Below are 21,359 nucleotides of genomic sequence, written 5' to 3'. Positions count from 1 at the left end.
GCGGGAGGATCAGCCCTTGAGGCCGGACGCCTGGACCGACTCGACGATCTGGCGCTGGAGGAGGAGGAAGAGGAGCAGCGTCGGGACGGCGGCGATCAGTGAGGCCGCCATGATGAGCGACCAGTCACCGCCGTACTGGTTCTGGAACTGGGACATGCCGACCTGCACGACCCACAGGTCGGAGTCCTTGGCGACGGTGAGCGGCCACAGGAAGCTGTTCCAGGTGGACAGGAAGGTGGTCACACCGAGGGCGGCCAGCATGGTCTTGCTCAGCGGGAGTACGACCAGGAGGAAGCGGCGCAGATGGCCGCAGCCGTCCAGGTCGGCGGCCTCTTCCAGTTCGCGCGGGAAGCGGAGGTAGAACTGCCGCATCAGGAAGATCGGGAACGCGGTGAACGCGACCGGCAGGATCAGGCCGGCGTACGTGTTCACCAGCCCGAGCCTGGCGACCACCATGAACAGCGGCACCAGGATCACCGGCATCGCCACCATCAGCGTGGAGAAGACGACGCCGAACAGAGCCGCGCGGCCGCGGAACCTGAGGCGGGCGAGCGCATAGGCGGCCATGGAGCCGAAGAACACCAGGAGCACGGTCACCAGGACCGAGGTGAGCAGGGAGTTCCACAGGTACGTGGCGTACGGGATGCGGGTGAAGACCTGCACGACGTTGTCGAAGGTGGGGTGTTCGGGGATGAGTGCGGCGTCCCTGGTGTCCTCGGCGCTCTTGAAGGCGCTGGAGAGCATCCACAGCAGCGGGAAGAGCTGGACGAAGGCGAGCAGGCAGGCGAGGACCAGGCGCACCCAGGTGCCGGCGTCCCACGTGCGGGTGGCGGGCCGGGCGCGGACGGCGGAGGGGCGGCCGGTGACGCGCACCGGGGCCGTGTCAGCGGTCGTGGTCAAAGCGGCCTCCTCGGGTGATGCGGAAGGCGACGCCCGTCATGGCCAGCAGCGCGAGCGCGTACAGGGTGGCCATGGCCGAGGCGTAGCCGACGTTGTTGAACTTGAACGCCTGCTGGTAGACGTAGAAGACGCCCATGGACGTGGAGTTGGCGGGTCCGCCCTGGGTCATCACGTAGATCAGGTCGAACGCCTGGAGGCCGGCGAGCCCGGCGATGGAGGCGAGGACCAGGACGAAGAACGTGATCGGCTTGAGCATGGGGAGGATGACGCTCCACAGGACGCGCCAGGGACCCGCGCCGTCGATACGGGCCGCTTCGAGGATCTCGCCGGGGATCTCCTGCAGCCCGCCCAGCAGGATGACCATGTAGAAACCGACGAAGAACCAGATGCTGATGAAGCTCACGCACCACAGCGCCCAGTTCGGGTCACCGAGGAAGGACGGCGGGCTGTCGACGCCGATCCAGCCGAGGGCCTGGACGAGGATGCCGGTGGAGTCGGCGAGGATGTACTTCCACACCAGGCCGACGACCACGAGGCTGACGGCGTACGGGGCGAAGAACGCGGTGCGGAAGAACGCGCGGGCCGGCAGCTTGCCGTTGACCAGCAGGGCCATGACGAGCGCCAGGACGTAGACGCCGGGCACGAAGACGACGACGTACAGGACCGTGGTGCGCAGGCTGGTCCAGAACAGCGGGTCGGACAGGGCTCGGGCGTAGTTGTCGAGGCCGGTGAAGGACAGGTTGCCGAAGCCGTCGGCGTCCGTGAGGCCGAAGACGAGGGAGAGGGCCATCGGCAGCAGCACGAACAGGCCGATGCCGAGGGTGGCAGGGGTGACGAAGAGCCAGCCGGCGCGTTCCTCGCGGCCGGCGCGGGTGCGGGCCGATGTGGTGTGCGCGGTGGTCGCGCGGGGTGTGGTGGCTGCCATGTCAGGATCCCATCGAAGCGCCGTCGTAGCCGGTGAGGGCGGAGTCGATCTGCTTGCTGGCGCGCTGGGCGGCCGTGCGCGGGTCGGTGCCGGAGAGCATCACCGCCTGCAGGGCGTCCATGACGGCCTTGGCGACCTCCGGCGGGAAGCGGGGCTCGCCGCGGCCGAGCGGAGTGGTGGAGCTGCCGGGGTCGTCCTTCGGCAGTCCGAGGACGTCGGAGGCGGCGAACTGCATGACCTTGTCGCTCTTGAGGAGCCCTCGCTCGACGGCCTCCTCCATGACGGAGCGGCGGGCGGGCAGGGTGACCTTGGCGTCGAACGCCCAGTCGACCATGCGGTCGCGGCTCTCCTCGCCGGCGACGGCCCACACCGCGAACCTCGCGGCCTCCCTGGCCCGCGGGCTCTTCTTGTTGACGCAGATCGCCCAACCCCCCATGCACGTAAGGGGTTTGGCGGCGCGGTCGGGCGCGGGCAGCGGGAACATGCCGTAGCGGAAGCCCTTGGCGCCCTCGTCGAGGAACATGCTGCCGGGGATGGTCATCTGCTGCATGGCGCCGTAGCCGGCGGCGAGGTTGGCGACCAGGTCGCCCCCTCCGCCGCCCTGGGTGGTGCGCGGCGTGACGCCGGACTGCACGAGCTCGCGCCACAGGCCGAGGGCCTTGACGCAGGCGGCCGAGTCGAAGGCGGAGGAGGTGCCGTCCACGATGTCGCCGCCCGCCTGCCACAGGTACGGGTACCAGCAGAACACCTGGTAGACGGTGGGGTCGGTGGGCAGGATGAACCCGTAGCGGGTACGGGTGCGCAGCTTGTCACCGACCGCGAGCAGTTGGTCCCAGGTGGTGGGCAGGTCGCCTTCGGACAGGCCCGCCTTCTCGAAGGCGTCGTGGTCGTAGAAGACGCACTGCGGCTCGTTCTCCATCGGCAGGGCGTAGATGCGGCCGTCCACGGTGCGGGTGGCTAGGGCCGAGGCGTAGAAGTCGTCAGCGGCCAGGCCGAGTTCATCGGTGAGGTCGTAGAGCACGCCTCCGTTGTGGTAGCGGAGGAAGTCGCCCGGGCTGATGATGAACAGGTCCGGGGCCTGGCCCGCGGAGAAGGCGGCTTGCAGCTGGGTGCCCTCGGTGTACTGGGAGACCGGGATGTAGGTCAGGTCCAGCTGGGCGCCGCTCTCCTTGCGCCAGTCCTTCACGAGCTTGGCGAACCAGTCGTTCTGCTTGCTGACGGCGTAGCCGCCGCCGGACTGCGGCGCGTACCACTGCCAGAAGTCGAGGGGTGCGCCGGGAGATGCGGAGGCGCCGCCGGCGCAGGCGGTGAGAGCAGGGGTGAGGGTCGCGGCGCCGGCGAGGAAGCCGCCGGACCTGAGTAGGGAGCGGCGGCCTAGGGGCCGGCCTCCGCCGGATCGGGTGTCGGTCATATCGGGTTCCACCTCCCCACGGCCGCACCGCCCGCGCGGGGCGAAGCCGGCCGTGTGTGATTGTCCAGTGCGTCGTCGCGCGGACTAGGGGCGTGGGCGGCGCCGCTGGGGGCGCGGTCCAGCTCTTCTGGGGTGGGGGGTTGGGCGCCGGCCAGAGCACCGGCGATGACGGCCTTGCGGAGCAGCCGTGCGAGGCCGTGCTCGTCGTCAGGGAAGCGTGGGCGGTGCGGTCACCTCCCCGATGACAAGGGCAGTCACCGCCGCTCAGCTCCGGCGGGGACCGTCAGATCCCAGGCGGCCACCGCGTAAGAGCCCTGCCCGGTGGTCTCCAGCCGCCACGCGGCGCGGCCCACCGGGTAGAAGCGCAGGGTGAGTGCCTGGCCCTCGGCGGTGAAGACTTCGGCGACGGAGTGGTCAAGGAGAACGCGCAGCTGAGCCTCGCCCTCCCCTGCCGGGAGCCGCCACGCCCCTCTCTTGGCGCGTGCGTCGAGGGAGGCACGGCTGCGGTCCACGACCACGTCTCCCGTGGCCGGATCGCGGTGCAACGACAGGTACTCGTGGCCCTGGGCGTCGGTGACGAGTCGCAGTCCGGCGTCGCCTGCGAGGCGTACCTCCAGGTCGGCGGCCGGCGACACGGTGCCGAGCCCGGCCGGGCCTTGGCCGTGGGCGTGCAGGCAGCGGTCTCCGGTGCGCAGCTTGTCCAGCTCGCGGGCGGGCCGCTGGCGCAGCGTGCCGTCGTCGCCGAGGGTCAGCTCGCGCGGCAGCGACAGCATTCCGGCCCAGCCGGCCTGGTCGGTCCACTCGCCCGGCGCGCCCACATACGGCTCGTCGCGCGCCTCCCAGATCCACGCCCACATCAGCAGGCGGCCGTCCGGAACGGGCAGCAGCGCCGGGGCGTAGAAGTCCGGGCCGTGATCCAGTCGTTGAGGGGTGTCGGAGGTGAAGCCGCCGTCCGGCGTCTCGCGGCCGGGCCACGCGGCGGTGCACTGCGCGCCGGTCTCCGGATCCCAGGCGGAGACCAGGACGGCTCCGCGCCCGCCGCCGAAGGGCGCGTACTGCGCGCACTCCCAGCCCTCTTCGGTGTTCGCTCCGCCGGGCAGCGGAGCCGGCGCGTGGGCGAAGAAGACGCCCTGGTACGTCCAGTCCGTGAGGTCGTCGGGGCCGGCGGACGCGTAGTGGACGGCGGCGCCCCGCCCGTCCTCCAGCGCCGCGCCGACCAGCATCCGCCAGCGGCCGTCGCTCTGGTCGCGCCAGACGTACGGGTCGCGGAACATCCGCAGGCCGGGCGCGGGTTCGGGGATGAGGAGGCCCTCGTGCTTGGTGAAGTGCACGCCGTCGGTGGAGGTGGCGGAGGCGATGGGCTGGTACCAGCGGCCCGGGCGTTTGGCCGAGTAGAAGGCCGTCAGGGTGCCGTCGCGGGAGACGGCGTTGCCCGACCAGACGCCTTCGGCGTCCTCGCCGCCCTCGGTCGGGGCGAGCGCGATCGGCAGCAGTTCCCAGTGGAGCAGGTCGGGCGAGGCGAAGTGGCCCCAGTGCATGTCCGCGTGGCGGGCGCTGTGCGGGTTGTACTGGAAGAAGACGTGGTACTTGCCGTCGTGGAGGACCAGGCCGTTGGGGTCGTTGACCCAGCCCGTGGGCGGGCGCAGGTGCAGTGCGGGGAAGTGGGGGTCCCGCTCGGATGCCGTGGACACGTCCTTGTGCCTTTCTTGGGCGAGTTGGGAGGTGACGGCTGAGAGTCGAGGGTGGGTCAGACGTCGGCGCTTCGTGTGCGGCCGGTCTGCGCGTCGTAGCGGCGGCGCAGGTCGGCGGAGTGGTCGATGTTGCCCTGGGACTCCTTCAGGGAGCGCTCGCCGCGCTGCCGGGTGCGCTCGGCCAGGTGCTCCTGCCAGCGCCGCCAGCGCTCGTCGTGCCTCCTGCGCATCTCGGCGATCTCCTCGGCGACCGCGCCGTGGCGGGGCGAGGGGGCCGGCTGCGGGAGCGCGGCGGGCCGGGTGGGCAGGCGGTCCTCCAGCGGCAGGATCGACGCCTTGGGCGACGGCAGGGTCTGGTACCAGTACGCGGTGGACGCCCAGTCGTCGGACAGGTGGTTGCCGTGGCCGTGCTCGATGGACACCTTGATGCGCTTCTCGAAGCGGATCGGATCGACCACGTGCTGCCGGTAGTTGACGGCGTAGCCAGGGACGTCGCCCTCGTGGACGATCGCGCCGTGGTACAGGTAGGCGTTCTTCTGCATCCCCCAGGCGTGGTTGAAGTAGTCCTCGGTGCCGGTGCCGTGCAGGGAGGGCGGGAAGACGGTGGTGCCGTCTGGGCGGAAGTCGTCGTCGATCCAGATCATGTCGTTGCCCTCGCCCCACCAACTGCCCTGCCGGTGGTGGACGGAGAGGTTGCAGCCGACGTAGTGGCCCCTGCCCTCCACGTCCAGTACGACGTAGTTGTCCTCGCCGGTCAGGTCCGCGATGTTGACCTCGGGGCTGTTGGTCTGCAGGTCGGGAGCCCAGCCGTTGCACGGGTTGCTGCGGTTCCAGCGGGCGTGGAAGTACAGGGTGTCCTCGGGGAGGTCCTCGGCGTACAGCTCGTAGTCGACGTAGAAGTACTGCTGCAGCGGCAGGTCGTTGTCGTTGACGATCTCGATCCGGGCCCGCTTGTTGAAAGGCATCGGCGCCCAGCAGTTGAGGGCCGCGCTGCCGCCGAAGACGAGGGACTCCTCGGGCTTGGCGGACACGGTGAACAGCGCCGACTGGTAGCTGTTCGGCATGCAGTGGCCGACGCCGAAGAAGTCTCCGAGCGGCACGAGGACCGCGGGTTCCTCCTCGTTGTCCCAGGTGATCCTGATGAGTACCTTGCGGTAGTAGTCCGGGTCCGGCTCCTCCCAGTTCACGCCCAGCGCATTGTGGATCTCCATCACCGGGGCGACGGTGTCCGCCTCCAGCGGGTCGATCAGGCCGGGCCCGAGGGCGCGGCGGCAGAACTGGGTCATCCAGATGTGGGTGATGCGGCCCGGCCCCTCGATGTCGGCGAGGACGCGGGAGGAGTGCGCGGGCGTCGTCCAGTAGTCCTGGTTGCGCCCGCGCTGGTCCCAGCTGGAGACACGGACGGTACGGGCCTTCACGGGCCGGGTCAGGTGGTCGAGCAAGCTCATCACTGAACTGGGCCTTTCGGTCGTACGTGCTCGTCGTCAGGTGCTCTCACCGAATCCCGGCCACGGTGGACCGGCCCCGGCGCCTTCGAGGTGCGGTGGTATGTTCGGCGGTCTGCCGGCCCGTTACACGGCCGGACAGCCGCACGAGGTGCGGTAGGCGATCTTCGGTTTGAGCCGGATCGTCACCGCCTTCGCCGTGCTCCTCTCCGCCTCGATGCGCGACTGGAGCAGGCTCATGGCGCGGGCGCCGATCTCCTGGGCGGGCTGGCGTACGGCGGTGAGGCGAGGCTCGAAGAGGTCGGCATGCGGGAACTCGTCGAATACCGCGAGCTTGAGGTCGTGAGGGATGGACAGCCCCGACTGCCGGGCGGCGGCCAGGACACCGACGGCGGTCTCGGTGCTCGCGCACACCACCGCCTCGGGCCGGTCGGGCCCGGAGAGCAGGCGCAGTGCGGCCTGCTCGGTGTCGGCGGCGAGGCCCGCGCCCCGCAGTACGTGGCCGGTCGGCACGGGAAGGCCTGCGGCCGCCATCGCCTCGCGGTAGCCGCGCTCGCGCTCGCCGATCGTGGAGACGCGCGGGTCGCCGGAGGCGAGCGCGATGCGGCGGTACCCGTGGCCGGCCATGTGCGCGACCAGCTCCCGCATCAGACCGGTGTTCTCCACCCCCACCCAGTCGCCGCCCTCACCCCGCCCGAGCCGGTCCATCAGGACCACCGGAGTGCCGCCGGCGCGGATCGCGTCGACCTCCGCCCCGGTGGAGTCGGCCACCGGCGCGATGATCAGGCCGTCGACGCGCCGGGCCGCCAGCACCTGCAGCACGCGGGCCTCTTGCTCGGGGTTCTCACCGGAGTTGGCCAGCAGCAGGACGTAGCCCGCCTTGGTCGCCTCGCTCTCGACGCCGCGCACCATCTCGGCGAAAGCCGGCTGCCCGGCGTCCGAGACCACCAGCCCGATCGAGTCGGTACGCGAACGGCGCAGCGAGCGCGCCAGGGTGTCTTGCCGATATCCGGTCTCCTCGATGGCCTTCATGACGCGTTCGCGTGTCTTCTCGGCCACCTTGCGGGTCCCGTTCACGACGTGCGACACGGTCGAGATGGACACCCCGGCCCGTTCCGCCACGTCGACGATGGTCGCCATCGACCGGACACCTCCTGCTGCTCGCTGGACGCGTGCTCTCCGTACGCCTGTACACCCAGTGCGCCCCGGGGAGGAGCCGCGCCCTGAAGTCCGCGGGCGGCAGGGCTGGGCGATAGCTGTATGTAAAACGTTTGCGCGAAACGTTTGCGCTCATCCTGCTGCGAGCCCGAGCGGGTGTCAACGCATCTGTCGGAGGGAGTTAATTCGCAGCGTCAGGCGAGGCGCTGGCGTACGCCGCTCCGGCCTCCCGTAAGCCAAGCGCGGAATGGCGGCACCGTGCCTCGCGGTCGCCGCATCATGATGGCAGCAGTTAGCACCCGGCAGGGAGGTCCGCACCGTGAGCACGCCGGAGCCCGACCTGCCGCTCTACCCGCCACTTCGCCCCTCGCTGACGGTCGAGGAACTGCTGGCCGTGAAGGGCGCAAAGGACCGAGCCGCCGTCAGCCGTCAGCCGTCAGCCGTCAGCCGTCAGCCGTCAGCCGGGAGGACGACCGTGTCCGACGCATCGCCGCACGCTCCGCTTCCACCGCCGTGCCCGGCGTGTGGTGGCCCCCGCCCGCTGGCCGCCGACTGCGCGCCGGTCACCGGGTCCAGCGCCGCCTGCGCCGCGCCGCCGACCCCGGGTCCGGTCAGGCAACGCGGTGGAGGTCGCCGTGGTCGACCCGGTGCCGCAGGGCGTGCCCCGCCAGCAGCCGTTCCAGCTCCTCGACGGCGATCAGTCCCAGGCGGCGCAGCTCGTTGCCGTGGGAGCCGGCGATGTGCGGGGTGAGCAGCACGTTCGGCAGCTCGTACAGAGGTGAGGAGGCGGGCAGCGGCTCAGGTTCGGTGACGTCCAGGACGGCCGACAGCCGCCCGGAGACGAGCTCGGCGGCGAGCGCGTCGTGGTCGATGAGGCTGCCGCGCGCGGTGTTGACCAGGACCGCGCCGTCGCGCATCGACGCCAACCCGGCGCGGTCGATCAGGTGGTGGGTCGCGGAGGTGGCGGGGGCGTGGACGCTGACGATGTCGCTGGTCGCGAGCAGCGTCTCCAGAGGGACCTGCCGCACGCCCAGCCGCGCCGCCTCGGCCCGGTCCACGTACGGGTCGTGGAGCAGCACCTCGAAGTCGAACGGGCGCAGCAACTCGATCACCCGCCGGCCGATCTTGGAGGCACCGACGAGGCCGACGCGGCGGCCGACGTTCCCGATGTGCGGGTGGATCTCGCCCAGGACGAAGCCGCGCTCGGCCCGCAGGCGCTCGCGCAGCTCGAACACGCCCTTGCCGGCCAGCAGGATCATGCCGAGCGTGTACTCCGCCACCGGCAGCGCGTTCGCGGCGGCGGCGGAGGAGACCAGCACGCCCCGCTCCCAGCCCTCCGGCGGCAGCAGGTGCTTGACGGAGCCACCGGTGTGGAGCACCGCGCGCAGCTTGGGCGCGGCGTCGAGGACGTCCACGGTGAGCGCCGGGCAGCCCCAGCCGGTGATCAGCACCTCCGTGTCGGCCAGCAGCCGCCGGGCGGCGACGGCGGCCGGATGCCGCAGGTCGACGACGGTGCCCGGATCGACGTCGGCGAGGGCGGTGAGCCGCGCCATGACCTCCGGCGGGAAGAGCAGGGGGATGTGACGGGACTCGAGGGCGAACAACACCGAGGGTCGCTCAGGCATAGGGCGGAGGTCCCTTCCGATCATGTAGAAATCGTTCTCTAAAGTAAGCGCGTGCCTCGCCCGGGTCAACCGTGCCCCGGGCGGGCCCGGGCGGAGCGAGCCCGGAGCTCAGGCCGTGCCGGCCGGCGGCGGGGGCGCGACAGAGTCGCGGACCACCACGTGGGTGCCGAGCAGCACGTGGCCCTCGCCCGCGACCCGGCCGCTGTCGCCACGGTGGTCGAGCGCGAGCCGGACCGCGGTGCGGCCCATGTCCTCGTACGGCACGTGCACGGTGGTCAGCAGCGGCCTGAGGTCCGTGGCCGGCGGCACGTCGTCGTACCCGACGAGCGAGACGTCCCCCGGCACCTGAAGGCCGGCCTCGGTCAGGGCCCGCAGCGCGCCGGCCGCGACGACGTCGGTGAGGGCGAAGACACTGGTGAAGTCGCGCGCGGCGGCGAGCCGTTCCCGCATCCGCAGGTACGCGTCGCCGCGGTCGAAGGCGGCCTTGACGACCAGGTCCTTCTCGTACGGGACGCCGTAGTCGGTCAGCGCCCTGCGGTAGCCGGCGAAGCGCTGGGCGCTGGTGGTGTGCGCGACGTCGCCGCCGAACAGCAGGATGCGGCGGTGGCCGGCCGCCAGCAGACGGCTGGTGACGGCGTACGCGCCGCCTTCGTTGTCGTACTCCACGACCGTCACGGGCACGCCCTCGCCCAGCGGCGGGCGGCCGCACAGCACCAGCCGGGAGCCTGCCTGGTCCAGGGAGCGCGCGATCTCCGACATCCGCCGCCGGTACGCCTCGTCGTCCACGACGCCGCCGATGACGATGACGGCCTCGGCGCCCTGCTGGCGCATGAGGTGCACGGCCTGCAGCTCCCGGTCGGGGTCGCCGCCGCTGACGCACAGCAGGCAGAGCCGGCCCCGGCGGGACGCCTCCTCCTCGATGCCGTGCGCGAACTGCGCGAACGCCTCGCCCCGCACGTCCTGAAGGACGAGCGCCACGGTCCCCGCGCCGTGCCCGCGCAGCGCGCGGGCGTGGGTGTTGGCGACGTAGTCCAGCTCGCGCAGCGCCTTCTCCACCCGTCGCTTGGTGCTCAGCGCGACCGGATAGTTGCCGGCGATGACGCGGGAGACGGTCGGCACCGAGACCCCGGCCCGATGGGCGACGTCCTTCAACGTGGCGCGCCCACGGCGCTTGCTGTCCGCCCCCTCGGGGAAATCGTTTGTCACGGGTCCCAGTGTAATGGGGTGGGCGGACGGTACGTCCGGCATAGGGGGAGGAGGGACGTGCCGTCCGCTCGGGGCCATTGCCGGACGGGGACGGTCAGCGGGCTGTGCCGCTCGTCCTGCCGGTCATGGAACGAGTCGCGCGAGCGGTTGGCGAGGATTGAAAACCTTTGTCCAGACGGTTGACGCGATCCACCCCCGCGCCTACGTTGCTCGACCAGGCGCAGGCGATAGAAAACGATAACTAAGCCATAGCAGCAGCGCCCCGCCTAACGGCCCATCACCATCCCGGAGTGTCCTATGCAACTCGCGAGAATTGCGCTGTCGTCCGCGGTCGCCGTCACGCTGTCCCTGCTGTCGACGGCGTGCAGTGGCGGCGCCGAGGGCGACCAGGCCGACGGCCCGGTCGTCATCGACATGTGGTCCTGGAACGAGGAACGCACCATGAAGCCGATCGTCGACAAGTTCAACGCCACCCACGACGACATCCAGCTGAGGCTCGTGAAGCAGGTAGACCTCCCCGGTGCCGCCGCCAACCTCCGCAACGCCGTCGCCTCCGGCAAGGACGTCCCCTGCCTGGTGCAGAGCGTCGGCGAGGTGCCCGCCCTCACCTCCGAGGGCCTGCTGACCGACGTCACCGACGCGCTCCAGCCCTACCTCGACGACGGCCTCTTCAACGAGGCGGCGCTGAGCGGCGCCAAGGTCGGCGACCGCTACTACGGCGTGCCCTCCGGCTTTAACCCCAACTTCATGATCATCAACCGCGCCGTGTACGACAAGTACGACATCGAGGTCCCCACCACCTGGGACGAGCTCATAGCGGCGGGCGAGAAGCTGCGCCCGCACGGCGTCTACGTCATGAACCTCGCCGGCGAGGACCCGTCCACCCTCGTCAACCTGGTGCAGCAGGCCGGCGGCTCCTGGTACGAGATCGAGGGCGACGCCTGGCGCGTCGACTTCCTCTCCGAGCAGTCCCGCAAGGCCGCCGACATCGTGCAGCAGCTCATCGACAAGGACCTGGTCGCCCACCAGACCTACCTCGACCGGCCAGCGCTGATCGACTACTTCGACTCGGGCCGGATGGTCTCCCTGCCGACCTCGACCTGGCAGCTGACCAAATACGAGATCGACTTCCGGCACTCGACCGGCGACTGGCAGCCCATCGACCTGCCGCAGTTCTCGGACGCCGAGGAATTCGTCACGCAGGCGCACGGTGGCGCCGAGCTCGTGCCCAAGGGCTGCCAGCACGTGAAGGAGGCGGTCGAGGTCTCCGTCTGGAAGGCCACGAACAAGGACGCGATCAACGCCACGCTCGACCCGAAGACCGGCGCGTACGCCTGGCCGGGCGCCGTGCCCGACCCGTCCCCGTGGGTCGACTCCGCCGTCCCCGAACGCCTCTTCGGCGAGCGCCGCGGCGAGGCCCGTGACGTGATCATGAAGGCGGTCGAGTCCGGCCGGGACCCGTGGGTGGTCGGGCCCAACTACACCGGCGTCTTCGCCGAGCTGCAGGACCAGTGGGCCAAGGCCGTCAAGGGCGAGATCACCATGGTGGAGCTGCTGGAGCGGATGCAGGACTTCACGGTGAAGGATCTGCGCTCCAAGAACATCGACGTCGTCGGAAGCTGAGGCTCAAACCGTGGCCGTTTCCGTCGATCAGCGAAAGCTGCCCACCAGCCGGTTGCCGCGCTGGCACCGGCTGGTGGCGCTCAAGGGCGCGTCGTTCACCCTGCCGTTCTTCCTCGGATTCGTCGTCTTCACCGTTGTTCCCCTGGTGATGGCGCTGCGGGAGAGCTTCTACCGGGAGCAGAGCTCGGGCCTCGGCTTCGGCGAGGAGACGGTGGAGTTCGTCGGCCTCGACAACTTCATCGAGGGATTCGAGGACGACCGTTTCTGGGCGTCGATGCTGCGGGTGTCGCTGTTCGCGCTGGTCTGCATTCCCGCGATCCAGATCCTCAGCGTGCTCCTGGCGCTGCTGCTCGACTCCGCCACGCAGCGCGCCGCCAACCTTTTCCGGCTGCCGCTGCTCGTTCCATACATGATTCCAGGCATCGTCGCCACGCTGATCTGGGTCTACGTCTACAGCCCGGACGTCGGCCCGCTCACGCCGATGTTCGACACCGTCGGCATCGACGCCAACTTCTACAGCGGCGAGATGATCTGGGTCTCGATCGGGAATCTCATGGCGTGGAACGCGATCGGCTTCAACATGCTGATCATCTACGCCTCGCTGCGGTCCGTTCCCCGCGAGATCTACGACAGCGCGTACGTCGACGGTGCGTCGGAATGGCGCGTCGCGTGGTCGATCAAGATTCCCATGGTCCGCCGCACCCTGGTGCTCACCACGATGCTGGCCATCATCGGAACGCTCCAGATCTTCAGCGACCCCGTGCTGTTCCGCTCGATGACCCCGGAGACGGTCACCCGCGACTTCACGCCGATCATGGCCATCTACGACTGGGCCTTCGCACAGGGCGAGATCAACTACGCCTCCGCCCTGTCGATCATCCTGGCCCTCGTGGTGGGAACCGTCTCGGCCCTCTTCTACCGGCTCACGAACAAGGCGCCCACCTCATGACCACCGCCACCCACGCGAAGGCCACCCCGCCGGAGCCGACCACACCATCGACCAGGCCGCCGGCGAAAACCCCGATCCGTCGCCGTACCGCGCGCGGGACGGCGACGGACGGAGTCCGGACCACCCGGCGGACCCGGGCCCTGATCATCACGGGCCTGGCCCTGTTCACCCTCTACTCCCTGGCCCCCGTCTGGTGGCTGATCGTTTCCGCGACCAAGTCGCAGCGGGACCTCTACACCTCCAACGGCCTGTGGTTCGCCGAATTCAACCTCATGCAGAACCTCGAAGATCTCTTCACCTACCAGGACGGGATCTTCGTGACGTGGATGTGGAACACACTCTTCTACGGCTTCGTCGGCACGGCGGGCATGACACTGATCTCCGTCGCCTGCGGATACGGCCTGGCGATGTACAGCTTCCGGGGACGCGGCTTCCTGATGGGCTGCATCGTCGGCTCCTTCCTCGTGCCCGGCGCCCTGCTCACCATTCCCTCCTTCCTGCTCTACACCGACCTGCGCATCGTCGACACGGCGACCGCGATCATCGTCCCCAGCTTCTTCAACGCCTTCTCGGTCTACCTCGCCAAGGTGTACGCCGAGGGGGCCATTCCCCACGAGCTACTGGAAGCGGCCCGCATCGACGGCGCCGGCGAGTACCGCATCTTCTTCCAGATCGGCGCCCGCCTGATGTCCACAGGGGCGGCCACCATCTTCCTCCTCGGATTCGTCGGGATGTGGAACTCCTTCTTCGGCCCCCTGGTCTTCCTGCGCAGCAGCGAGAAGTGGACCGTCATGCTCGGCCTCTACTCCTGGCTGAAGGTAAAGACCGACCAGTCCGTCGACCTCACCGGCATGGTCGTGGTCGGCTCGATCATCTCGCTCATCCCGATGGTGGTGCTGATGATCTCGATGCAGCGCTTCTGGCGCACGGGCGTGAGCCTCGGCAGCCTGAAGTGACCGCGGACGCCCGCCGGGCGGGCGTCCGCCCTCACCCCGCATGCCCCTCGTAGGCCTGACGAACATCCGCGGCCTCCGGCAACTCGGCCTGGTGGTGGCGCTCAAAACCTCAAGCCCACACCGCGGTTGCCGCATCACGTCATCCCCACACGTACTTGAATCGTCCATTCAACGAAGAAGGTGCCTTCTGTGGATCAGACTGTTGCCGCCGCAGGCGGCCACGGCCGACGATTCGGCGCGTTCGCCGCAGTGCTCCTGCTCGTCACCGGACTCCTCTTCGCGGCAGCCCGGCCAGCCCCCGCGCAGGATCTCGGCACGTGCGACGTGACGTTCCAGTCCACCGTCAGCGATCAGGGCTTCACCCACCCCGGCGTCGGCCTGACCGAGCCGATCCTGCATAACGCGCGCCAGCAGATCACCGCGGGCGCTGAGCCGTGGACCTCCGGGTTCGAGGCCATGAAGCGGTCCGCCGCGGCCGGCGAGAACGTGAGATCGTCCAATGCCGGGACCGACCCGACCAAGCCTGCCTCCGACGCGTTCAACGCGGGCGTGAGAGGGCGTTTCGTCGCCGACGGCCTGAAGGCCTACACACAGGCGGTCATGTACGGGCTCACCGGGAAGGAGGTCCACCGCAAGAATGCCCAGGACATCCTCCGCATCTGGGCGCAGATGGACCCCGCCAAGTACGAGTACCACACTGACTCGCACATATACACCGGCGTCCCGCTCTTCCGCATGGTCTCCGCCGCCGAGCTGCTGCGCTACACGAGCTGCGGCGAGGACGAGGCCTACCCGTGGACCGAGGCCGACACCCAGGCCCTGACTGAGAACCTCATCGTGCCGGCCATCGAGACGTTCATGTCCTCTCCGGACCATTTCATGAACCAGCACAACTACCCGCTGATGGGCTCCATGGCCGGGGCGATCTTCATGGACGACACTGCCCTGTACGAGGAGAAGGTCGAGTGGTTCACCGTCAACTCGACCGCCAAGGACGAGGGTTTCAACGGTTCCATCGCGCGGCTGGCCCGCTGGGTCGACAGGAATGACAAGACCGGCGAGCCGATCGACGACCCACACGTGCAGCTGGTCGAGATGGGCCGCGATCAGGCGCACGCGGGCGGCAATCTCACGAACTTCGCGGTTCTGTCCCGCATGCTCCTCGCCCAGGACACCAAGGTGGACCCGGTCGACGGCACGGTCTCGACCGCCGAGGACGCGGTGGGGCCGTACGAGTTCCTGGACAACCGCATCCTGGATGCCGCCGACTACTTCTGGCAGTTCATGCTCGGCTACGACCCCGAGTGGACGCCGGTCGGCTACGCGATCTCGCCGGACGGCACGATCCGCGACACCTACAACCACATCGCCGACGGCTACCGCGGCCGATACGCGACCGCGAGCTTCTGGGAGATCTACTACTACTACAAGTTCACGCTCGGCAAGGACGTCGAGGCGATGGCCCCCTACTTCGCCGAGGCCTACGCCAAACGCCCCGGCCCGCTGTACCACCGCGGCGGAACGGTGAACATCTCCTGGGACGGCGGTGACGGCGGCGGTGACTCGTGGCTGTTCGCGCCTGCCGAGGCGGCCGGGGAGTCGACCCCGCCGCTGGGCGACAACCCCAATGTCTACGAGGTCGAGGAACGCTACACGCACCTGGCCGGGGACGTCGAGACCGGCGACGGCTACGTGCGCATGGCCGACGGCGCGAAGATCGCCTACCTCAGCGGCCAGGCCAACCGCCCGCAGCTCGGCTTCCTCGTCCGCACCGAAGGCGAGGCAGCGATACACCTGCGCACCGCCAGACACGGCCACAGCATGGAACGCGAATACCCCATGACCGTGCCGGACACCGGCGGCGAATGGCGCTATGTCACGGTCGACGGACCCATGGACGACATCCTGTTCATCGAGACCGAAGGCGCCACCGTCGACATCGACCACATCAACATCAACGCCGAAGCCGAGCTCACCGGGCCGGTCTTCCCCGAGGACGCGGCCGACCGGATCGTCGGCTGGGCCGGCGCCGACGTCACCGTCGACCTCGCCGCGACCGCGGCCGAGGGCACGACCTACGCCGCGACCGGGCTCCCCGACGGCGCCGAACTCGACCCGGACACCGGCACCCTGACCTGGACTCCGGCCGAGGCCGGCTCCTGGAGGATCACCGTCTCCGCCGACGACGGCACCAACGCCGCCGCCCGCCACGTCACCCTGGCCGCCGCCGACGACCGCAAGGGCGCCTTGGCGCTTGCCGAGGACGGATACGACCCCAAGGCCATGTACGAGTCCGCGGCCGAGGCCGCCTACACCGACGCCGACGACACCGCCCGGGATCTGCGCAAGCACGGCTCCGACGCCGAATACCTGGCAGCGCTGGCCGACCTCGTCGCGGCCGTCGACGGACTGCGCCTGCTCTCGCCGAAGACCGATCTGGACGGCAGCCTCGACTACCCGGGGCTCGTCGCCTCCTCCACCACCGGGGACCGCATCGTCAACATGGTCGACGGCGACCAACAGACCGGCACCGTCTACCCCCAGGCCGTCAACATGTCGCACACCTTCGACTTCGGCCCCGACTTCAGAGTCTCGGCCACGAAGTTCGGATTCCAGAGCAACATCTTCGCCGACCGCCTCGCCAACTCGACGGTGTTCGGCTCCAACGACGGCACCAACTGGACCCGGCTCACCCCGGGGGTCACGAAGTTCACCCAGGACTTCAACACCCTGGACGTCGCCGAGGACCTCCAGGACAAGCAGTTCCGATACATCAAGGTCCAGATGCTCGAACAGCAGCCGGACGTCCTCTACGGGATCGTGCGGGGCGTGTTCGAGATGACCGAGTTCCACATCTACGGCGAACGCCACGAGATCGGCAACCTGATCAAGGCGACCTCGATCACCTCCGACCAGGCCGTCGCGGGCAGGATCGCGATGGGCGACACCGTCGACGTCTCCGTCACCGCGAAGGAGCCGCTCGACTCTCTCACCGTCGACGTGATGGGCACATCGGCCGCGGCCACTTCGGACGACGGCGTCAACTGGAACGCCTCGGTCGCCCTCGACGACGTCGAGGCCGGCTCGGTCACCCTCACGGTCGACTACACCAGCTCCGACGGCAAGGCCGGACCGACCTTCTACGGCACCACCGACGGATCGAAGCTCTACATCGTGGACCCCGCACGCTTCATCGACGTGGCCGGGCTGGCCACCGTCACCGCCTCCGACAAGCAGTATCCGGGCAACGGACTGGGCGCCGACGAGGTCGGCTATCTGCTCTTCGACGGCGACCCCGGCACATACGGCGACCTGAACACCGGACCAGGCGCGTACTACGACATCGACTTCGGCGCGGACGCCGCCGTGCGGCCCGAGCTGGTTCTGATGCTGCCGCGGGCCAGCCACCCACAGCGGGCCAACGGCACGGTCGTGCGGGGGTCGAACGACGGCCAGACCTGGACCGACCTCACCAAGCCACTCACCGGGGCCGTCGCAAACGCCTGGAGCGATCAGCCCACCTCGGGCGCAGACCACTACCGGTACCTGCGGATCTACAACGCCACGAGCTGGTACGGCAACCTCTCCGAGGTGGAACTCTACGGCGACATCAAGCACGACACGTGATTCGAAGGCTCGCACACGCGCATACCCTCACCCCAACCCCTGCGACCCCGCTACGGAGGGCGTTCCATGACCCCGCACACCCCGACGAGCAGGCGGCTTGTCTCGTTCAGCCCGGGCGAGGGCCGTCTGACCCCACGGGCGAGCGCCCGCAGCGACGTCCGGACGATCGATCTGGACGGTGGCTGGCGTTTCCGGCTCAGTCCGTCGGTGCGCGAGATGACCGAAGGCTTCCAGGAGTCAGGGTTCGACGACTCGGTGTGGGACCACGTGCGTGTTCCCGGCATGTGGCAGATGGAAGGCCTGCGTGACGAGAACGGAGACCTCCTGGACGCGGGCCGGGGTCGCTTCGGTCTGCCCGCCTACACCAACGTGGTCTACCCCTTCCCGGTGGATCCGCCGCACCCGCCGGAGGACAACCCCACCGGCGAGTACCGCCGGGAGTTCGTTCTCGACTCCGTTGCTCCCGGTGCACGATGGGTGCTGCGGTTCGAGGGGGTGGACTCACACTTCACAGTCTGGCTGAACGGCACGGAACTTGGCTGGGCGACCGGCAGCCGGCTGCCCGCTGAGTTCGACGCCACCGAGGCGCTTCGGGCGGGCCGCAACGTGCTGGCCGTCCGGGTCCACCAGTTCTCCGCCGGGAGCTACCTCGAGGACCAGGACATGTGGTGGCTCTCCGGCATCTTCCGCTCCGTCCACCTGATCGAGCGGCCCGCAGGGGCGATTGGCGACCATTTCGTGCACGCGGACTTCGACCACCGCACGGGCGAGGGCCTGCTCGTCGTCGAGTGCGACGTTCCCGCCGTGGTGGACATTCCCGAGCTCGGCATCACCGACCTGCCCGCGGGCGAGCCGCACAGGATCGCGCACGTCGAGCCCTGGACGGCCGAGACGCCCCGGCTGTACGCGGCCACGCTCCGGTCCGAGGGGGAGACGCTCACCCTCACCGTCGGATTCCGCACCGTCCGGATCGTCGACGGGACCATCACCGTCAACGGCTCGCCCATCCGCTTCCGGGGCGTCAACCGGCACGAATGGCACCCGGAGACCGGCCGCACCCTCGATCTGGAGACCATGCGTGCCGACGTTGTGCTGATGAAGAAGCACAACATCAACGCGGTCCGTACCAGCCACTACCCGCCCGACTCCCGGTTCCTCGACCTGTGCGACGAGTACGGCCTGTGGGTGATCGACGAATGCGACCTGGAGACGCACGGCTTCGGCCCGCTCGGCTGGAAGAACAACCCCTCCGCCGACGACCGCTGGCGCGACGCCTTCCTGGACCGGGTCCAGCGGATGGTCGAACGCGACAAGAACCATCCCAGTGTCGTCATGTGGTCGCTGGGCAACGAAGCCGGCGAGGGTGACAACCTCCGGGCGATGGCCGAGTGGACCCGCCGCCGCGACCCGGACCGCCTCATCCACTACGAGGGCGACTACGACAGCCCCTACGTGGACGTGTACAGCAGGATGTACGCGAGCCCCGACGAGGTCGCCCTCATCGGGATGCACGCCGAGCCCCGCACCGCCGACGCCGGGGTCGACTCGCACCGCCGACGGCTGCCGTTCATCCTCTGCGAGTACGCGCACGCGATGGGCAACGGCCCGGGCGGCCTGTCCGAGTACGAGGAGGTGTTCGACCGGTATCCCCGGCTGCACGGCGGCTTCGTGTGGGAGTGGATCGACCACGGCATCCTCCAGAAGACCACCGAGGGCCCGAACGCCGGCCGGCCCTTCTACGCCTACGGGGGCGACTTCGGCGAGGTGGTCCACGACGGCAACTTCATCGCGGACGGACTGGTCTTCCCCGACCGCACGCCCTCGCCCGGCCTCGTCGAGTACAAGGCCGTCATCGCCCCCGTGCGCATGCGACTGGAGCACGCGTCGAACCGGCTGATACTGCGGATCCGCAACGGCTTCGACTTCCTCGACACCTCCGTCCTCGCCTTCGACTGGCGCCTGGAAGCCGACGGCGTCCCACTGGCGGACGGCGTCCTGGACATGCCACCGGTCCCGGCCCGCGCGAGCCATGAGGTGGTCCTCGACGAAACCGTCACAACAGCCCCGCAGGCCGACGGCGAGCAGGTCCTGACGGTGCGCGCCGTACTGGCCAAGGACTACGGCGGGGTCCCGGCCGGACACGAGATCGCCTTCACGCAGCTGATCCTTACGACGCCCGAGGAACCGCGCCGCGGGTCGGTCGCCCTGCGCCCGCAGCGCACGACAGGAGGATGGACACTGGGCGAGGCGACCTTCAACGCCCTCGGTGCACTCGTCCAGCTCGGCGACCTGGCACTGGTCAGCCCCCGACTCGACCTGTGGCGAGCCCCCACGGACAACGACCGCGGCGGCAACGGACAGGCACGGGTGTGGAGAGAACTGGGCCTGCACCGGCTCGTGCACCGCACCGTCGGCTGCGCCGTCGACGGCGAGCGGCTGGTCGTCGACACCGTCAGCCGGGCCGCCGGTCAGGACGGAGGCATACAGGGACGCTGGACGTGGACCGCGTACGACTCCGATGCCCTGGAGCTGAAGCTGGACCTCACCCCGGTCGGCCAGCTCGACACCGGCCTCGGGGATCCGCGCCATGGAGCCGGGCCGCAGCGGTCGGCCACCCTGCCGAAACTCGGGATCCGGCTCGGTCTGCCGGGCGGCGCGGCGAGCCTCGACTGGTACGGGTACGGGCCCGGCGAGTCCTACCGCGACAGCAGGTGGGCCGCCCGCCTCGGCAGGTTCCACGCCACCGTGGAGGAACTGCAGACCCCGTACGTGCGGCCCCAGGAGAACGGCAACCGCAGCGGCGTACGCGAAGCGGAGATCCGCTGGGCCGACGGCCAGGTGCTGCACCTCTCCGCCCCCACCAGCCTCGACCTGTCCCTGCGGCCCTGGACGGCCGAGGCCATGGACGCGGCACGGCACGCCGGCGATCTCGTCCTGGACGGCACCCTCTGGCTCACCCTCGACCTGGCCCACCACGGGCTCGGCAGTGCCTCCTGCGGCCCGGACGCCCTTCCGCAGCACCGTCTTCACCCCCACTCGGCGACCCTCACCGTGCGTCTCCGCACCGGCGATGCGGAAGGGGGACGGGCGTCAGCCGTAAGGAACTGATCAACCGGGCTGCCCCACTCGTTCGGGACCCGCCCTCCGGGGAGACCAGCATCCGCGCCGGCCGCGGCGCGTACCGCCGGATGGCTCCCGGGGAAGCCCTCGTACGCGAGGACGCGTACATGGTCCAGCACAGCCCCTACTCCTAGCTGTTCGCCTCCTACGACGCACCCCTGCGCCGGGGGTGAACTCCACCTGCAAGATCAGAGTCGGCAGGTCCACGTCCGTGACGGGCCCGTACGCCGACAGCACGGGCACACCGATGCGCGACGGCTGGCCCACGATCAAGCAGCTCTGTGGAAAGGAACCCCATGAGCAGCCGTACTGCCGAGGCTGTTCCCAGCCGCCCGGCCCGCTTCACCCTCGACCCCGCCTTCACCGTCGGCGAGGTCGACTCCCGCCTCTTCGGCTCCTTCGTCGAACACCTCGGCCGCTGCGTCTACACCGGAATCTTCGAGCCGGGCCACCCCTCGGCCGACGAGGCGGGCATCCGCGCGGACGTACTGGAGCTGATCCGCGAGCTCGGCGTCACCACGATCCGTTACCCCGGCGGCACTTCGTCTCCGGCTACAAGTGGGAGGACTCGGTCGGCCCGGTGGAGTCGCGCCCACGCCGCCTCGACCTCGCCTGGCGGTCGACCGAGACCAACCGATTCGGCCTGTCCGAGTACATCGCTTTCCTGAAGAAGACCGGCCCCCACGCCGAGCCGTATTTGTCGTAGTCGCATCCTCGGTCGGC

Annotated in this window: 13 protein-coding genes and 1 pseudogene; 6 read left to right on the top strand and 8 right to left on the bottom strand. The window is 69.7% G+C overall.

The genetic code is table 11. The features are described 5' to 3' along the window. Nucleotides 1-9 precede the first annotated feature (9 nt). From STSP_RS31565 to STSP_RS31525, 8 genes are all read right to left on the bottom strand, one after another. Nucleotides 10-900 carry a carbohydrate ABC transporter permease gene (locus tag STSP_RS31565; protein ID WP_067284433.1) on the bottom strand — a complete coding sequence of 297 codons (891 nt, stop codon included), beginning with the start codon at nt 898-900 and terminating at the stop codon, nt 10-12. Beyond that, the gene (locus STSP_RS31560; protein ID WP_067284432.1) at nt 884-1,825 is read right to left on the bottom strand and encodes a carbohydrate ABC transporter permease; all 942 of its coding nucleotides are present in this window, start codon (nt 1,823-1,825) and stop codon (nt 884-886) included. Before STSP_RS31560 ends, STSP_RS31565 begins: the two co-directional genes overlap by 17 nt. A 1-nt stretch (nt 1,826) precedes the next feature. Then, nucleotides 1,827-3,236 (bottom strand): ABC transporter substrate-binding protein, encoded by a 1,410-nt coding sequence (locus tag STSP_RS31555; RefSeq protein ID WP_067284431.1) that lies wholly within the window; start codon nt 3,234-3,236, stop codon nt 1,827-1,829. Between the two features lie 254 nt (nt 3,237-3,490). Further along, nucleotides 3,491-4,927 carry a glycoside hydrolase family 32 protein gene (locus STSP_RS31545; RefSeq protein WP_067284429.1) on the bottom strand — a complete coding sequence of 479 codons (1,437 nt, stop codon included), beginning with the start codon at nt 4,925-4,927 and terminating at the stop codon, nt 3,491-3,493. A 56-nt stretch (nt 4,928-4,983) separates the two neighbouring features. Further along, on the bottom strand, nt 4,984-6,375 hold the full coding sequence (locus STSP_RS31540) for a glycoside hydrolase family 172 protein (RefSeq protein ID WP_067284428.1): 1,392 nt from the start codon (nt 6,373-6,375) through the stop codon (nt 4,984-4,986). 123 nt (nt 6,376-6,498) lie between these two features. Next, nucleotides 6,499-7,512, bottom strand: a complete 1,014-nt coding sequence (locus STSP_RS31535; RefSeq protein WP_067284427.1) for a LacI family DNA-binding transcriptional regulator — start codon at nt 7,510-7,512, stop codon at nt 6,499-6,501. A 629-nt stretch (nt 7,513-8,141) separates the two neighbouring features. Further along, nucleotides 8,142-9,155 carry a hydroxyacid dehydrogenase gene (locus STSP_RS31530; RefSeq protein WP_067284426.1) on the bottom strand — a complete coding sequence of 338 codons (1,014 nt, stop codon included), beginning with the start codon at nt 9,153-9,155 and terminating at the stop codon, nt 8,142-8,144. A gap of 108 nt (nt 9,156-9,263) precedes the next feature. Further along, on the bottom strand, nt 9,264-10,361 hold the full coding sequence (locus STSP_RS31525; RefSeq protein ID WP_232789865.1) for a LacI family DNA-binding transcriptional regulator: 1,098 nt from the start codon (nt 10,359-10,361) through the stop codon (nt 9,264-9,266). A gap of 297 nt (nt 10,362-10,658) precedes the next feature. Here STSP_RS31525 and STSP_RS31520 point away from each other — a divergent pair, with 297 nt between their 5' ends. The 6 genes and pseudogenes from STSP_RS31520 to STSP_RS37760 all read left to right on the top strand — a co-directional run. Continuing rightward, a complete protein-coding gene (locus STSP_RS31520; protein WP_067284424.1) occupies nt 10,659-11,984 on the top strand; it encodes an ABC transporter substrate-binding protein in 1,326 nt (441 codons plus the stop codon). A 10-nt stretch (nt 11,985-11,994) separates the two neighbouring features. Continuing rightward, the gene (locus tag STSP_RS31515) at nt 11,995-12,933 is read left to right on the top strand and encodes a carbohydrate ABC transporter permease (protein WP_232789864.1); all 939 of its coding nucleotides are present in this window, start codon (nt 11,995-11,997) and stop codon (nt 12,931-12,933) included. Next, nucleotides 12,930-13,889 carry a carbohydrate ABC transporter permease gene (locus STSP_RS31510; protein WP_067284423.1) on the top strand — a complete coding sequence of 320 codons (960 nt, stop codon included), beginning with the start codon at nt 12,930-12,932 and terminating at the stop codon, nt 13,887-13,889. Before STSP_RS31515 ends, STSP_RS31510 begins: the two co-directional genes overlap by 4 nt. Before the next feature lie 189 nt (nt 13,890-14,078). After that, a complete protein-coding gene (locus STSP_RS31505; RefSeq protein ID WP_067284422.1) occupies nt 14,079-17,516 on the top strand; it encodes a putative Ig domain-containing protein in 3,438 nt (1,145 codons plus the stop codon). Between the two features lie 66 nt (nt 17,517-17,582). Beyond that, complete coding sequence (locus STSP_RS31500) at nt 17,583-20,624, top strand: glycoside hydrolase family 2 TIM barrel-domain containing protein (RefSeq protein ID WP_078067655.1); 3,042 nt, start codon at nt 17,583-17,585, stop codon at nt 20,622-20,624. A gap of 308 nt (nt 20,625-20,932) precedes the next feature. After that, nucleotides 20,933-21,339 (top strand): annotated as a pseudogene (locus tag STSP_RS37760) (alpha-N-arabinofuranosidase); the annotation flags it as partial. Nucleotides 21,340-21,359: the final 20 nt, after the last annotated feature.

Origin of the sequence: Streptomyces jeddahensis (assembly GCF_001642995.1) — a bacterium.
GTDB classification, from domain to species: domain Bacteria; phylum Actinomycetota; class Actinomycetes; order Streptomycetales; family Streptomycetaceae; genus Streptomyces; species Streptomyces jeddahensis.
This window is presented reverse-complemented; position numbering and strand designations above follow the sequence as displayed.

What these genes read in the sequence shown, in the direction of transcription:
- STSP_RS31560 (WP_067284432.1), bottom strand. Translation starts at nt 1,825, where the DNA reads ATGGCAGCCACCACACCCCGCGCGACCACCGCGCACACCACATCGGCC.
- STSP_RS31555 (WP_067284431.1), bottom strand. Translation starts at nt 3,236, where the DNA reads ATGACCGACACCCGATCCGGCGGAGGCCGGCCCCTAGGCCGCCGCTCC.
- STSP_RS31540 (WP_067284428.1), bottom strand. Translation starts at nt 6,375, where the DNA reads ATGAGCTTGCTCGACCACCTGACCCGGCCCGTGAAGGCCCGTACCGTC.
- STSP_RS31535 (WP_067284427.1), bottom strand. Translation starts at nt 7,512, where the DNA reads ATGGCGACCATCGTCGACGTGGCGGAACGGGCCGGGGTGTCCATCTCG.
- STSP_RS31530 (WP_067284426.1), bottom strand. Translation starts at nt 9,155, where the DNA reads ATGCCTGAGCGACCCTCGGTGTTGTTCGCCCTCGAGTCCCGTCACATC.
- STSP_RS31520 (WP_067284424.1), top strand. Translation starts at nt 10,659, where the DNA reads ATGCAACTCGCGAGAATTGCGCTGTCGTCCGCGGTCGCCGTCACGCTG.
- STSP_RS31510 (WP_067284423.1), top strand. Translation starts at nt 12,930, where the DNA reads ATGACCACCGCCACCCACGCGAAGGCCACCCCGCCGGAGCCGACCACA.
- STSP_RS31500 (WP_078067655.1), top strand. Translation starts at nt 17,583, where the DNA reads ATGACCCCGCACACCCCGACGAGCAGGCGGCTTGTCTCGTTCAGCCCG.